We start from the raw sequence: 14,412 nt of genomic DNA on the forward strand, positions 1-14,412 counted from the left end.
TTAAAATTTATCAAAGGATGTTACAAAGATGACGCGTGGAATTGTTATTGCTGCTCCTTATAGTGGCTCCGGTAAAACTACTGTGACTCTTAGCTTGATGCGGGCATTATCTCGTCAATTCCGAGTAGTTCCTTTTAAGATTGGGCCGGATTACATCGATCCTTCCTATCACCAAGCTGCTGCTAAAAATGAACCACACAATTTAGATCTTTATTTGCTGGGAGAAGAGAACTTAAAAAAAATGTTTTTCCAGTCGGTTCGGAAAGATGAAATAGCAATAGTTGAAGGGGTCATGGGATTATTCGATGGATTAGGAACCGAGTCCTGGGCAAGTACCGCTCATGTGGCCAAAATTCTTAAGTTGCCGGTTATTTTGGTAGTTGATGTGAGATCGATGTCAACCAGTGCGGCAGCCCTGGTTCACGGCTTTCAGACCTATGATCCCGAGCTTCAAATGGTGGGAGTTATCTGCAATCTAACCTCAAGCAAAACTCATTATAATCATGTTAAGGAATCCATTGAGAGAGATTGTAACCTCCCAGTTATTGGTCATCTTCCTTTTAAAAAATTTCTTGATTTGCCAGAACGCCAGCTGGGCTTGATCCCTGCTTGGCATATAACTGATATCGATAAATGGCTTGATCATTGTGCCGATTTTCTTCTTAAAAACGTGAATCTCAACCAGATCATTGACCTTATGAAGCCTTTAGAAAAAGTCGATATCAACTCAAGTCTTCAGGTAAAATTACCTCCATCAGAAACAATTCGCATTGGAATTGCCAATGATGGTGCATTCCATTTTTACTACTCTGATGGTTTAGAAGCCTTTCGTTCTGCCGGCGCTGAACTGGTTTTCTTTAGTCCACTGAATGACAAATTTCTCCCGGAAGGACTGGATGGGATTATTTTGGGGGGAGGCTTCCCAGAAAAATTTGCTTTAAAACTCTCTTATAATCAGTCAATGCGGAAATCAATTCGATCGGCGATCGAAAATGGTCTTCCGACTTATGCTGAATGCGGAGGAATGATGTATTTGACTCAGGAAATTGAGAATTATACCCATCGTTTTTATCCAATGGTGGGAATTTTTCCAGTAAAGGCGATAATGGGTAAACGGCTCCAGCACTTTGGGTATGTTGAAGCAAAAGTAACCCGAAATAATATCCTCGCACCGGATGGTGTGGTTTTGCATGGCCATGAATTTCATTATTCTGAGCTGGTAGGCTCTCAACTCAATTCCAGTTACCAAGTTAAAAAGCCAACAGGAGGGAAAACTTGGGAATCGGGTTTTGTCTATAAGAATTGTTTGGCATCTTATGTACATCTACATTTTTATGCTTATCCAGAATTAATTTCTAGTTTTCTCAACCATTGTCGCCAATGGAGGAAAAACCATTCCTATATAATTTCTTAAACTCATTATTCTCATTTCAAGGTTTATATAATTGATCCTCATGTAACTTGTAGAAACCAGATGAGGATGAAAATTCTTACCCAAAAATCGTTTCCCCCTTTAGCAAAGAGGGTTAGGGTGATTTGAGTTTTTACTGCTCCGTCATTCAGGCTGTGTCATAATTATTCTGTAAAATTTTTACCACCACTTAGGTTAATATTTTACAGGAATATTGGGAATAGATAACCAAAAAACTGAAGATAAATAGAATGTATCCTCCACTTTCAAGCTCTTCTTGGTGTGTGAAAGGGATTGTGACACAGTCTGATTGCGAGGAGGTCAACTGTATTTTGATTGAGCGACGTGGCAATCTCTACCACCCTGTTTGTTATTCTGAGGAGTCCGGTGTCTTCTCCCGGACGACGTGAGAATCTCATCTTTTTCAATACCACAATTCGACACATAATAAAAGATGAATCATGAGATTGCCACGACCTCAAAAAACCAGGTCTCCAATGACGACAAGAAGTTTCTTTTCCCTTGATGGGAGAAGGTGAGGATAAGGGTGAAAACCCAGAATGAGATTAAGGTTGGTTGCTTTAAAAGAATTACCTAAAAAACGTTTCGATATTTTCATGATAGACCCTCATGCTGCTTTCGCAGCACCAGATGAGGATGAAAATACCTATCTAAATCCGTCATTGCGAGGAGCGTCTTGTGCGACGTGGCAATCTCTACCATCCACTTAGTCATTCTGAGGAGTCCGGTGTTTTTGCCGGACGACGTAAGAATCTCATCATTTAAAGTATTTATGAAGAAAAAACTTAAAAGATGAGATCCTCACGCCCTCAAAAAGCGAGGGCTCAGGATGACCGATTAAAGGCACACCCCCCTTTATCCCCCCTCAATGGGGGAATTTATAAGATGGTATTTTCATGATAGACATTCATACTGCAAAGGTGTATCAAAAGAGGATGAAAATAAGTATTTCTCTAACTTTAATTCTCTCCCACCAGGAGAGATAAAAAAAGAGGAATGGGAAGAAATTGAAATGATAGATTTCAATATTTTTCTTGAATGAATACAAAAAAAAATATATAATGGCGCAGGAGATATTATTCGTTCATTTTCAACTTACAGTGTTCATCTGCGTTTCTAATATTTGAAAAATATTTCTTTACAAATCCAATATAAACTGGCTATTCATTAAAATTGAATTTAAAATAAAAGATGTTTAATATTGACAAATGGACCAATGAGGGTCCATTTTTTGTGTTTTAAACTTGGTATGGAGTGAGTCAGATGAGTCGTTTAATAACCGATGTTATAAAAGAAAATCTTCAAAAAGTAGTCAATGAACAATATGGGAACTTTTCTGAAGGAATGCTTTTTACCGTTGAGCCCACTCGTGATAAAGCTCACGGAGATTTTGCCAGCAATATCGCCTTTTTGCTATCAAAGAAGGCACGAAAATCTCCCCGGGAAATAGCCAACCACATCGTATCGCTTCTTAATAAATCTCTTAATCACATTGCAACTATTGAGATAGCCGGTGGAGGTTTTATAAACTTTTTTCTGAACGATCAAATTATTTATTCATTTATGAAGGATATTTATCAGGAAAAGGACGAGTATGGATCGGTTCAAATTGGCAATAATGAAAAATTTCAAGTAGAATTTGTCAGTGTCAATCCGACTGGACCGCTCCATGTTGGCCATGGAAAATGTGCAGCTTTTGGCGATGCCCTGGCAAGAGTTTTAAAAAAAGCCGGCTTTTCAGTCGAAAAGGAATATTATATAAATGATGCCGGTAAGCAAATAGACTTATTGGGTCTTACCTTGGAGTTCCGTTATCGGCAGCTTTTTGGCGAGAAGATTGAAATACCGGAGGGAGGATATAAGGGTGATTACATGATTGATATCGCCCAAGATTTGAAGAAAGAAAAAGGTGACACCCTTTTATCACTATCAAATGAAGAAAAAACCGGAATATTTAAATCTTATGCCGTTTCAAAAATATTACAAAGCATACAAAAAGACTTGAGTGATTTTCAGGTTTACTTTGATGTTTGGTTTAGCGAAAAAACTCTCTATCAAAACCATGAGGTTGAAAAAGCTTTGAATCAATTAATCAAGCAAGGTTTCACTTATGAAAAGGACGGAGCTCTTTGGCTAAAAACCCAGCAATGGGGAGATGATAAAGATCGAGTATTAGTCAGAGAAAACGGATCACCTACTTATTTTGCCTCTGACATTGCCTATCATTTTAATAAATGGCAGAGGGGTTTTGAGAGAGTGATCGATATCTGGGGAGCCGATCATCATGGATATATTCCACGAATGAAAGCCGCGGTTAATGCTCTCGGTTTAAAAAAAGATTTTTTGGAGATTTTTATTGTTCAGTTTGTAACCCTATTGAGAAATGGACAACCAGAAAGAATGTCGACTCGACAGGGTGAGTTTGTCCCTCTTCGCAATTTGATTGATGAAGTTGGAGTTGATGTAGCCCGTTACTATTTTCTCATGAGAGATCCTGCAACCCACCTTGAGTTTGATATTGAGCAAGCCAAAAAGACATCGATGGATAATCCAGTATATTACGTTCAGTATGCTTATGCACGCATCTCTTCGGTTTTTCGAGAAATGGAAAAGAAAAATTTATCCAATACAGATATAGATCGAAAATATGAATCGTTTCAAAATGAGCAGGAAAAATTATTAGCTAAAAATTTGATATACTTTCCTGAAGTGGTAAAACGATCAGCGTTAGCACGGCAACCCTATATGATCTGCAACTATGTGACGGATTTAGCAGGTTCATTCCATACTTTTTATAATAATAATCGAATTTTAGATGAAGATAATTTAGAGTTAACGGCTTTTCGACTTAACTTATGCCGTGCAACTCGACAGGTGCTCAAAAATGCTCTGGATTTGTTAGGCATTTCAGCACCAGAAACGATGTAGGGAAGGTCGATAAGTATGAATGGTAAGGAAGGAAAATTTATTTTTGTTACTGGAGGAGTGACTTCCTCATTAGGAAAGGGGATTACTGCGTCATCAATTGGTCGAATTTTGAAAAGCCGACAACTCAAAATAACCATGCAAAAGTTCGATCCCTATATTAACGTTGACGCCGGAACTATGAATCCCTATCAACACGGTGAAGTTTTTGTTACCCAGGATGGAGGAGAAACCGATTTAGATCTTGGACATTATGAGCGCTTCATCGATGAAGAATTATCGAAATCAAGTAATGTAACAACTGGAAAAATTTATAGTTCGGTAATTGCTCGTGAACGACACGGGGATTATTTAGGGGCAACCGTCCAAGTTATTCCTCATATTACCAATCAGATAAAAGAAGAAATATTTCGTCTGAGAGAAGAAAGTCAGGCTGATGTTTCGATTGTTGAAATAGGTGGCACGGTTGGTGATATTGAGTCACTCCCGTTTTTGGAAGCAATTCGCCAAATAAAGAATGATATTGGAAAATCGAATTGCCTATATATTCATGTTACTCTCGTTCCCTTTCTCGATGCTGCCGGAGAATTAAAATCCAAGCCTACTCAACACAGTGTTAAGGAACTGCGAAGTATTGGAATCCAACCCGACATGATAGTTTGCCGTTCTGCTCATGCTATGACCAGAGAAGTTATATCTAAAATTGCTCTTTTTTGCGATATTGAGAAGGAAGCCATCATTCCCGTTCTTGATGCCGAATCAATCTATGATGTCCCAATTACTTTGGAAGAAAAAGGAGTTGGCAATCTCATTATTAACAAACTTCAACTGAATGCTGCAGAAGTTGATCTCCGAGAATGGTCAGAAATTATATCTCGAATGAAAAACCCCAATCAGAAAATCAATATTGGTTTAATTGGAAAATACGTGGAATCAAAGGATGCCTACTTAAGCATTAACGAATCGCTAAAACACGGCGGGGGTGCCCTCGGGGTAAAGGTTTGTATCAAACCAATTGAAGCGGAAAAAATTCAGGAACATAATGTTGAGGAATACCTTGGAAAACTCGATGGGGTTTTGATTCCAGGTGGTTTTGGAAAAAGAGGAATTGAAGGAAAAATTATTACCGCGCGGTATGCTCGGGAAAATAACGTTCCCTTTTTTGGGATCTGCTTAGGAATGCACACAGCGGTGATCGAATTTGCACGCAATGCTGCTGGAATGATTGGTGCGCATTCAACCGAGATAAATCCCGAAACACCCTTTCCAATCATTCATCTTTTACCTGATCAGAGAACTAAAAAAGATTTAGGTGGGACCATGAGACTGGGAAATTACCGTTGTCAACTGAAAACCAATACGAAAAGCTACTTATTATATCAACAAGAAGAAATTATGGAGCGTCATCGCCATCGTTATGAATTAAACTCAGAATATATAGGTCAATTGGAAAAATCAGGAATGGTAATGGCAGGATTTAATCCAGAGTTTCAAGTTGTTGAAATGATTGAACTCACCAACCACCCCTGGTTTGTTGGAGTCCAATTTCATCCTGAATTTAAATCCCGTCCCAATCGACCTCACCCACTTTTTTATGGATTTGTCCAAGCGGCACAAAAGTACCATCAAAACCAAAGAATTGGAGAGAAGACTTTTGGATAGCAATTCAAATCCTATTGGTGTGATTGATTCCGGTGTCGGGGGTCTCAGTATGGTCGTTGCTTTAGATCGGTTGCTTTCTTTGGAAGAAATCGTTTATGTCGCCGACCCTTTTTATTTCCCATATGGTGAAAAAGACAAAAAAGAATTGATTCATATTGTTTCATCATTGATCTCCTACTTAAATGAGGTTTTAAAAGCAAAGCTTATTATTACTGCATGCGGAACAATTAGTTCAAACTGTTTGGATGAACTATCGGCTTTGTTTCAGCTCCCGATTATTGGGATCATTGATCCGGCATCCAAAGAAGCTGTAAAGAAAACAAAAACCGGCAAGGTCATTGTGTTGGCGACTTCAGCAACTGTAAAAAGCGGTACTTTCCGAAAACATATTCAAAGAATTGATTCTTCTATTACTGTTAAGGAGGAAGCCTGGCCGGAATTTGTTGAGGCGGTTGAAAAAGGGTTGCATCAAACCGATGAATGGGAAAAATGGATTCGTACCCAGTTTATTCGATTTCAAAAAGAAAATTTTGATACTATCATTATGGGTTGTACTCATTTTGCTTTAATATCAACTTTTTTTCAAGATATTTCCGAAAGTTCTTTTATAATTATTAATCCAGCACTCGCAACTGCGCAGGAAGTAAAAGAATACTTAAAAAAATCAAATCTATTAAATCAATCAAAGGTGGGTAAAAAGAGAATTATTGTGCGAGGTAACAGTGCTAACCTACAAAAAACCATTCAAAATTTCTCCAACTTAAAAAAAATTAATATTGAGGCATTTCCTGAAAAGTATAGCGAAAAATTCTCCATTAACACTCAGGGATTATTTATCCCAGCCTCAACTCCAACGTAAAAAGCTCTGGAAAGATCACAAATGAAAAACGACAATATTTATCAATTCCGTTCTTATGCCAAAATGAATTGGTTTTTAAAAATTGGTCAAAGACGTCAGGATGGATATCATAATATATTATCAGTCATGCAATTGATCGATTTTTATGATACTATTGATCTTTATTTTACCGACCAAAATTGTGATGAAATTCAATGTAACTATGAAATACCAACTGGGAAGAAAAGCCTCCTTGGTCGTTTATTCCATCTCTTACGTGATTTAAAACCCCAGTTAAAGGATCGGTATTTCGGCGTTAAAATAACTAAAAATATTCCTCCCTCTAGTGGTTTGGGAGGTGCAAGTAGCAACGTGGCAAACATATTAAAAAAAATGAATGAAATACTCCAATTATCTTTTGAAAATGAGAAAATGATTGAGATATCAGCAAAACTTGGTTCTGATATTCCTTTCTTTACAACCGGTTTTCCCTTTGCAATAATAAGCGGGAAGGGTGAAAAAGTTATTCCTCTTCATCAGCCGCCGGAAAAATATATTGTTCTGGTTTTTCCTGAGGTGGGCATTGATACGTGCTGGGCATACCGAGAATGGGATATTGAACAGGAAAAGGATAAATTTCAAGATTTGCCTCCAGTGAAAGAATTTATAGATGACTTTTCTCCAAATCAGATAGAGAAATATATCTGGAATGACTTTGAAAAAATTATTTATAAACATTTTCCAGAATTTGGTAGCTACAAAGAAACATTAGAGCAAATGGGATGTTCTTCGGTATTCATGACAGGGAGTGGCTCAACGATCATAGGTATTGCACCAAATCAAGAAAAAGCTGTTGATATTGTCAAGGAACTGAAGCAAAAAGGAATTCATTCTCGATGGTCGACAACGATTTTAAAAGATGATAGTAACCCTAAAGTTGTTCTAGAGGGAGGGGAGAACCATGACTGATGCCATAATATTAGCAGGTGGAGATAGTAGTCAAGAATTTTTAAAAAAATTTGGTGTGAATAACCGATCACTACTTGTCATTCATAATAAATTTATGATAGAGTATGTAATAGAAGCCCTCAAAGAGGTTTCCTCAATTAAACGAATCGTTGTGGTTGGACCCGTCAAAGAGCTGAAATCCAGGATAGGTAAATCAGTTGAAGAAGTTGTTCCTCCTGGAAGTGATCCTTTTGAAAGCACTTTAAAAGGTCTTGATTACCTCAAACCGGGAAACAAGGTATTGGTAATATCAAGTGATATTCCACTCATCAAAGGAGAGATGATAGAGGACTTCTTTCTCAGATGCAGCAAACAACCTGCTGATTTTTACTATCCGATTGTTCGGAAGGAAGTGTATCAAAAAAAGTTTGGCCAATCAAAAAGAACTTTTGCAAAGTTGACAGAAGGTTCTTTTGGTGGCGGAAATATGTTATTCATTGATCCCACTCTTGTTCAAAAAAAGAGAGAATTTATTTCTCAAGTGATCAGAAACCGCAAAAGTCCTTTTATGATTGCCAGAATATTAGGTTTAAATATCATTTTTAAATATATTTTCAAAAAACTATCAGTCAAAGATATTGAAGATCGAGTCGCAAAGATTTTAGAGATGAAAGGTTTAGCTATCATTACTCCTTATCCAGAGATCAAGTTTGATATCGATTCACCTGAGCATGTGGATATAGCAAGGAAATTTCTTAAAAAATAGTGGTTTAGGCCAAATCCTTTTTTGTTTAATATTCTTACCAACTATTTGAAATTACTGCTTTTTGGATTTACGCATCGATAAACCAAGCATTGTTTCTAATCCAATGATGTCTTTGAGAAAAACGAGGAGGTACAATTGCATTGAGTACAGAGAGCAATCAAGTTGATTTAGAATTAGAGGAAAAAGAGTTAGAAAAAGAAAAAGTGCCCGAAAAAGAAAAAACTAGGGCGGAATTGCAGTTTTCTTTAGGTGAATTAAAAATCAAATCCAATAACGAATTGGGTGATATTGCCCAAAAAATGGGTATTGTTGGTTATAGTCGAAAAAGGAAAAGTGAACTGATATTTGAAATATTGAAAAAGGCGACTGAATCGAAAGGTTATATCTTTAGTGAAGGAATTTTAGAAATAACTATAGAGGGATATGGTTTTCTCCGAACATCAGATGATTTTACTGTTAGTGAAAATGATGTTTACGTTTCACCATCTCAAATCAAACGTTTTGCCTTGAGTAGTGGTGATAAGGTTGCAGGACAGGTAAGACCACCAAAAGAAGGGGAAAGATATTATGCCTTGCTTCGAATCGAAGCTATTAATGATGAAGATCCAGAGCAAGCCAAAAAAAGACCACTTTTTGAAAACTTAACTCCAATTTTTCCTGATCTTCAATTTGTATTGGAAACCAAGCCGAATGAAATTTCTACTCGGATCATCGATCTTTTTTCGCCTATTGGTGTTGGACAGCGAGGCCTTATTGTGGCGCCACCAAAAGCCGGAAAAACCGTTTTATTAGAAAAAATAGCGAATGGAATTACTACCAATTACCCCAACGTTGTCCTGATAGTATTGTTAATTGATGAACGTCCCGAAGAAGTTACCCAAATGGAACGCTCGGTAAAGGGTTTTGTTATTGCTTCAACCTTTGATCAAAAACCAGAAAATCATATACGAGTAGCAGAGCTAACTCTGGAGCGTGCGAAAAGGTTGGTAGAAGAAGGGAAGGACGTTGTCATTTTACTGGATAGCATTACCCGGCTAGCGCGAACCAATAACTTAGTCGTTCCTAATACCGGAAAAACTCTTTCGGGAGGAATTGACTCCTCCGCTCTCCATTGGCCAAAAAGATTTTTCGGAGCTGCTCGGAATATCGAAGAAGGTGGAAGTTTGACTATTTTAGCAACTGCGTTGGTCGAAACCGGATCCCGTATGGATGAAGTTATTTATGAAGAGTTTAAGGGAACTGGGAACATGGAGCTTCATCTTAGCCGAGCTTTATCGGAAAGTCGAATATTTCCGGCTATTGATATCCATCGATCGGGTACGCGAAAAGAAGAGTTGCTAATTAAGCAAAATGATTTAGAAAGAATTTGGATGCTGAGAAAGCTATTAGCGAGTGTTGACCAGCAAGAAGGAGCTCAAATGGTTATCGACCGCATGAAAAATACCAAGTCAAATCGAGAGTTTTTGAAAATGATTGATCATGTATTGAAAAACTCCCGTTAACTTTGACACTTAAAATTAGTATGTGATATAATACCCAGCGCTTTTCAAATCATTTTTGTTCGTACTGCAATTCGTTATGTATTAAAAGTATTAGTGAATAATATTCTTTAAAAAAATATTGATACCTAAATACTTAAAGCAGAATTGGGTGAGGTGATAACAATGAAAAAAGGTATACATCCCGATTACAAAGAAACGCGAGTAATTTGCGCTTGTGGAAATAGTTTTGTAACTCGTTCCACAAAAGTTCCAGAAATACGAGTGGAAATCTGTGCTAGCTGTCACCCGTTCTTTACTGGACAACAAAAATTAATCGATACTGCTGGTCGAGTTGAGAAATTCCGGGCAAAATACGGCGACAATTTTTAGTTGCAGTTTCGAGAAGAATTTAAAAAAGGGTAGTGTGTATAATTTACATGCTCCCTTTTTTTATTGGAATAAAAAAGTTATAGCTAATGAAAGACAATGAAAGTTGATCTCCTTAAACATTAGATTGCTGTTTATACCCATCGTGACGTAGCATAAAAAGGAAATATTTTCCCTCTTGCCTTGTTCTATTTCTAATGTGGAAAAAGGGAAAAATAGAAAGCGCATTAAGCAGACCGGAAATTCTTTACTGATTTTAATTTCTCTTTCATCGTGGGAAAATGTTGGAATGGGAATGAAACTGATACCCATCAATAAATGCTCGTTATTCATTATTGTTTTAAAAAAGGAATAGAGCTATGAATGTAAGGCTCATAAGTTCAACCCCGAATCCAGAACTGACCATCGCGAGAGCTGCAAGACTCTGCTATCGAAGCGGTTATGATGAAGATATGACGATAGAGAAAGCTCAAAAATTGATACGTGAAATCGTTGCCCGTGGTCATGAGTCGGTTTTAGAGCACGCTTCCTTTACCTTCCTAATTGAAGGAATTTCACGAGCTGCTTCACATCAATTGGTTCGCCATCGTTTAGCAACCTATTCACAACAAAGTCAACGATATATAAATTTTAAAAATCCCGAATTTATCGTTCCGCCTTCAATTAAGGAAAATAAAACTTTAATGAATTATTTTTTGGAGCAAAACAGGAAAAGTTCTAATATATATCAAGAGATGATTAAGATGGGAATACCGGAAGAAGATGCTCGTTATATCTTACCTCAGGCTGTTGCCAGTAAGATTGTATTAACGGCTAATGCACGTGAGTATCTCCATATTTTAAAACTTCGGCTTTGTACTCGGGCTCAGTGGGAAATAAGAAGTGTTGCTATGGAGATATTAAAAATTTTGAAAGAATTGGCACCAACTGTTTTTGAAAATGCCGGTCCGCCGTGTGCAACCGGAATCTGCCCCGAAGGGGATAAAGGATGTGGACATCCGTGGAACAAAAAATAAAACCAGAAAAATGTGAAAAGCATAATGTGGGAGGGCAAGCAATAATAGAGGGGGTTATGATGAGAAGCCCCTGGAAAATTTCAATAGCAGTCAGGAAACCCAATGGCACAATAGTTACTGATATTAAAGAGAAACCGATTTTATCAAAAACGAATAAATTTTTTGCTTTACCAATTGTTCGCGGAGTTGTCAATATGGTTGACTCACTCATCATTGGATTGAAAGCTTTATCTCTGTCAGCAACCTTGGCTATGGATGAAGAAGAGGAAAAGCTATCGGCTTTTGATCTCAGTATTGCCATGCTACTTGCTTTTGGTTTGTTTGTAGGATTGTTTATCGCACTTCCGACTTTTCTGACCTCTCGTATTGACCACTATATTCATTCGACAATTCTTTACAATATTGTCGAAGGGTTGATCCGGGTTACTATTTTTTTATTATATCTATATATTATTTCTCGAATGAAAGATATTAAAAGAATTTTTGAATACCATGGAGCAGAACACAAAACAATATTTGCTTACGAAAATGGTAAAGAACTAACATTAGAAAATATTCGAAAATATACCACCCATCATCCCCGTTGTGGGACCAATTGGCTTATGATTGTTATGATTATAAGCATTTTTATTTTTTCCTTTTTAGGCCGTCCAGGAATAATAACTAGAATCATTAGCCGGGTTGCTCTCATACCTATAGTTGCAGGCTTAGCTTATGAAGCAATTCGCCTTTTGTCAAAATATCAAGATCGTGGTTTGGCGAATATATTAGCCTATCCTGGTTTGCTCCTTCAAAGAATTACCACCCAAGAACCGGACGATTCACAGTTAGAAGTCGCTGTTGCAGCTTTAAAAGGAAGTCTTAAAGAGGAGTGTTAGTATGTGGCAAAATAAAGCTGAGGAGATAAACAACCGATATCTTGAGCTCACTCATCTACTGTCAGATCCAAAAATTACTCAAGATTTACAACGTTATCGTCAGCTCACCAAAGCTATTTCCGGAATTGAAGAAACTGCCAAAAAGTATCAGGAATATCTAGCAGCCCAGAAGAATTTAGAAGAAGATAGAAATTTTCTTAAAACTGAGCAGGATTCCGATTTACGTGAGCTGTTAGAAGAGGAAATAATGGGTCTAGAAAAAAAAATTATGGTACTGGAGGAAGAGATTAAATATTTACTCATTCCCCGTGACCCAAATGATGAAAGAAATACTCTCGTAGAAATACGAGCTGGAACCGGAGGAGAGGAAGCAGCCCTATTTGTTTCCAACCTTTTTAGAATGTACTCCCGCTTTGCTGAAAGTCAGGGATGGAAGTGCGAAGTAATGAGCACCAACCCGACCGAACTTGGTGGTTTCAAGGAAATTATCTTTGCCGTAGAAGGTGATAGTGCTTATAGCAAATTCAAATATGAGAGTGGAGTTCATCGAGTTCAAAGAGTTCCAATCACCGAAGCCGGCGGGAGAATACACACTTCAACTGTAACTGTAGCGGTTCTCCCTGAAGCTGAAGATGTCGACATCGATATCAATCCGGAAGAATTACGCATTGATGTATATCGTTCATCTGGTCATGGTGGTCAAAGCGTTAATACAACCGATTCAGCAGTGAGGATAACTCATCTTCCTACCGGCATGATGGTTACTTGCCAGGATGAAAAATCACAGCATAAAAATAAAGCCAAAGCGCTGAGAATTCTTCGTTCAAGACTTTTAGAAATTGAACAGCAAAAACAAAAAGACGAAATCGATCGCGATCGAAGGTCACAAATCGGGAGCGGAGAAAGAAGTGAAAGAATTCGTACCTACAATTATCCTCAAAATAGAGTAACCGACCATCGAATCAATTTAACTCTTTATAAGCTGGATCTGATCTTGGAAGGTGATCTTAACGAGGTTATTGAATCCCTGGCTGCTGAAGAAAGAATGAGAATGTTAGAGAAAGTGGGATAAATCATGTCAAAAGTGAGAGACATTTGGAGTCACCTGGTTCTCACTTTACGTGAACATAATCTTCCAGCATCCACTCGCGAAGCTCGTTTTTTACTGGCCGGGGTTCTTTCTGTTTCACCTTCTCACATTTACCTCTATTGGGATCAGGATTTATCTGTTGAAAAGACTGAGCAACTCAATACCATGGTAGAAGAACGCCTCAAGGGAGTTCCTCTACAATACATACTGAAAGAATGGGAGTTTTTTTCCCTTCATTTTTGTATGGAAAAAGGAGTTTTTATACCGAGGTTGGATACTGAATCATGGTTGGAGGAGGCGATTCTTTCCATAAGGTCTCGATTTGATACCCAACCTGTTGTAGTTTGTGACCTTTGTTGTGGTTCGGGAGTGATCGGTCTTACCATTGCTTATTGGTTGACTGAAACAAGAGTTGTAGCAATCGATCGATCGGAATTAGCTTGTTTTTTAACCAGAAAAAATGCCTATAAACTGGGTTTAGAAGAACGAGTATCAATATGGCGGTCGGATTTATTCAATGATATCCAAACTATTGATGAATTGCAATTTGATTTTATCCTGTCAAATCCTCCTTACGTGAAGGAAAAAGAGTGGAATTCCTTAGCTTCTGAGATACGTCTTTACGAACCAAAGGATGCGTTGGTTTCAGGTCCAGATGGATTGGATCTTATCAATCGTATCTTATATGAATCACCCCCTTATTTGAAAAGCCAGGGTTGCCTTTATATCGAACATGATCCTTCCCAGGTAGAGGAAATTGAAAACATCTCCATAGATACTCAATTTATTAAGGAGAAAGTCATTTTTGATTATCAGAAAAGACCACGAGCTACGGTTTTTATCCGAAAGTGAAAAGAGAAAGCTTGCACTTTTTCTTGGAGCTCGACGAGGAGGAAAATAACGAATTAAAAATCAATCTCCCCCATTAGCAAAGTATGTTAAAAGGAGGGGAATTTTTTTAAATATTCCGTCTCACCTTAATCCTCTCT

At 37.7% G+C, this 14,412-nt stretch carries 13 protein-coding genes; 12 read left to right on the forward strand and 1 reads right to left on the reverse strand.

Going from position 1 to position 14,412, the window contains the following annotated elements:
• Positions 1 to 28 precede the first annotated feature (28 nt).
• Positions 29 to 1,414, forward strand: a complete 1,386-nt coding sequence (locus tag RT761_RS10255; protein ID WP_218111327.1) for a cobyrinic acid a,c-diamide synthase CobB — start codon at positions 29 to 31, stop codon at positions 1,412 to 1,414.
• Positions 1,415 to 1,889: 475 nt separating this feature from the next.
• On the opposite strand, the gene RT761_RS10260 is transcribed toward RT761_RS10255, so the two are convergent.
• Complete coding sequence (locus RT761_RS10260) at positions 1,890 to 2,030, reverse strand: hypothetical protein (RefSeq protein ID WP_218111328.1); 141 nt, start codon at positions 2,028 to 2,030, stop codon at positions 1,890 to 1,892.
• A 665-nt stretch (positions 2,031 to 2,695) separates the two neighbouring features.
• On the opposite strand from RT761_RS10260, the gene argS reads away from it, so the two are divergent.
• From argS to prmC, 11 genes are all read left to right on the forward strand, one after another.
• A complete protein-coding gene (gene argS, locus RT761_RS10265; protein WP_218111329.1) occupies positions 2,696 to 4,360 on the forward strand; it encodes an arginine--tRNA ligase in 1,665 nt (554 codons plus the stop codon).
• A 15-nt stretch (positions 4,361 to 4,375) separates the two neighbouring features.
• Positions 4,376 to 6,019, forward strand: a complete 1,644-nt coding sequence (pyrG, locus tag RT761_RS10270; protein WP_218111330.1) for a CTP synthase — start codon at positions 4,376 to 4,378, stop codon at positions 6,017 to 6,019.
• On the forward strand, positions 6,012 to 6,878 hold the full coding sequence (gene murI / locus RT761_RS10275; protein WP_218111331.1) for a glutamate racemase: 867 nt from the start codon (positions 6,012 to 6,014) through the stop codon (positions 6,876 to 6,878). Before pyrG ends, murI begins: the two co-directional genes overlap by 8 nt.
• 21 nt (positions 6,879 to 6,899) lie before the next feature.
• Positions 6,900 to 7,826, forward strand: coding sequence for a 4-(cytidine 5'-diphospho)-2-C-methyl-D-erythritol kinase (gene ispE, locus RT761_RS10280; protein ID WP_218111332.1), 927 nt, complete (start codon positions 6,900 to 6,902; stop codon positions 7,824 to 7,826).
• Positions 7,819 to 8,571 carry a nucleotidyltransferase family protein gene (locus RT761_RS10285; RefSeq protein WP_218111333.1) on the forward strand — a complete coding sequence of 251 codons (753 nt, stop codon included), beginning with the start codon at positions 7,819 to 7,821 and terminating at the stop codon, positions 8,569 to 8,571. The genes ispE and RT761_RS10285 overlap by 8 nt, the downstream gene beginning before the upstream one ends.
• A gap of 233 nt (positions 8,572 to 8,804) precedes the next feature.
• Entirely contained in the window at positions 8,805 to 10,073 is a 1,269-nt protein-coding gene (gene rho, locus RT761_RS10290) for a transcription termination factor Rho (RefSeq protein ID WP_218113418.1), read from the forward strand.
• Between the two features lie 162 nt (positions 10,074 to 10,235).
• Positions 10,236 to 10,442, forward strand: a complete 207-nt coding sequence (gene rpmE / locus RT761_RS10295; RefSeq protein WP_218111334.1) for a 50S ribosomal protein L31 — start codon at positions 10,236 to 10,238, stop codon at positions 10,440 to 10,442.
• 356 nt (positions 10,443 to 10,798) lie between these two features.
• Positions 10,799 to 11,455, forward strand: coding sequence for an FAD-dependent thymidylate synthase (gene thyX / locus RT761_RS10300; protein WP_218111335.1), 657 nt, complete (start codon positions 10,799 to 10,801; stop codon positions 11,453 to 11,455).
• Between the two features lie 56 nt (positions 11,456 to 11,511).
• Positions 11,512 to 12,333 carry a DUF1385 domain-containing protein gene (locus RT761_RS10305; RefSeq protein ID WP_343073787.1) on the forward strand — a complete coding sequence of 274 codons (822 nt, stop codon included), beginning with the start codon at positions 11,512 to 11,514 and terminating at the stop codon, positions 12,331 to 12,333.
• Position 12,334: 1 nt separating this feature from the next.
• Positions 12,335 to 13,405 (forward strand): peptide chain release factor 1, encoded by a 1,071-nt coding sequence (gene prfA / locus RT761_RS10310; RefSeq protein WP_218111337.1) that lies wholly within the window; start codon positions 12,335 to 12,337, stop codon positions 13,403 to 13,405.
• A 3-nt stretch (positions 13,406 to 13,408) separates the two neighbouring features.
• On the forward strand, positions 13,409 to 14,275 hold the full coding sequence (gene prmC / locus RT761_RS10315; protein ID WP_218111338.1) for a peptide chain release factor N(5)-glutamine methyltransferase: 867 nt from the start codon (positions 13,409 to 13,411) through the stop codon (positions 14,273 to 14,275).
• Positions 14,276 to 14,412: the final 137 nt, after the last annotated feature.

The sequence above is a fragment of the Atribacter laminatus genome, from assembly GCF_015775515.1.
GTDB lineage: Bacteria > Atribacterota > Atribacteria > Atribacterales > Atribacteraceae > Atribacter > Atribacter laminatus.

Bases quoted from the DNA above. Each gene is read 5' to 3' on its own strand.
- argS (WP_218111329.1), top strand. From the start codon at position 2,696: ATGAGTCGTTTAATAACCGATGTTATAAAAGAAAATCTTCAAAAAGTA.
- RT761_RS10255 (WP_218111327.1), top strand. From the start codon at position 29: ATGACGCGTGGAATTGTTATTGCTGCTCCTTATAGTGGCTCCGGTAAA.
- prmC (WP_218111338.1), top strand. From the start codon at position 13,409: ATGTCAAAAGTGAGAGACATTTGGAGTCACCTGGTTCTCACTTTACGT.
- RT761_RS10260 (WP_218111328.1), bottom strand. From the start codon at position 2,030: ATGAAAATATCGAAACGTTTTTTAGGTAATTCTTTTAAAGCAACCAAC.
- RT761_RS10285 (WP_218111333.1), top strand. From the start codon at position 7,819: ATGACTGATGCCATAATATTAGCAGGTGGAGATAGTAGTCAAGAATTT.
- prfA (WP_218111337.1), top strand. From the start codon at position 12,335: ATGTGGCAAAATAAAGCTGAGGAGATAAACAACCGATATCTTGAGCTC.
- ispE (WP_218111332.1), top strand. From the start codon at position 6,900: ATGAAAAACGACAATATTTATCAATTCCGTTCTTATGCCAAAATGAAT.
- rpmE (WP_218111334.1), top strand. From the start codon at position 10,236: ATGAAAAAAGGTATACATCCCGATTACAAAGAAACGCGAGTAATTTGC.
- RT761_RS10305 (WP_343073787.1), top strand. From the start codon at position 11,512: ATGATGAGAAGCCCCTGGAAAATTTCAATAGCAGTCAGGAAACCCAAT.
- pyrG (WP_218111330.1), top strand. From the start codon at position 4,376: ATGAATGGTAAGGAAGGAAAATTTATTTTTGTTACTGGAGGAGTGACT.
- thyX (WP_218111335.1), top strand. From the start codon at position 10,799: ATGAATGTAAGGCTCATAAGTTCAACCCCGAATCCAGAACTGACCATC.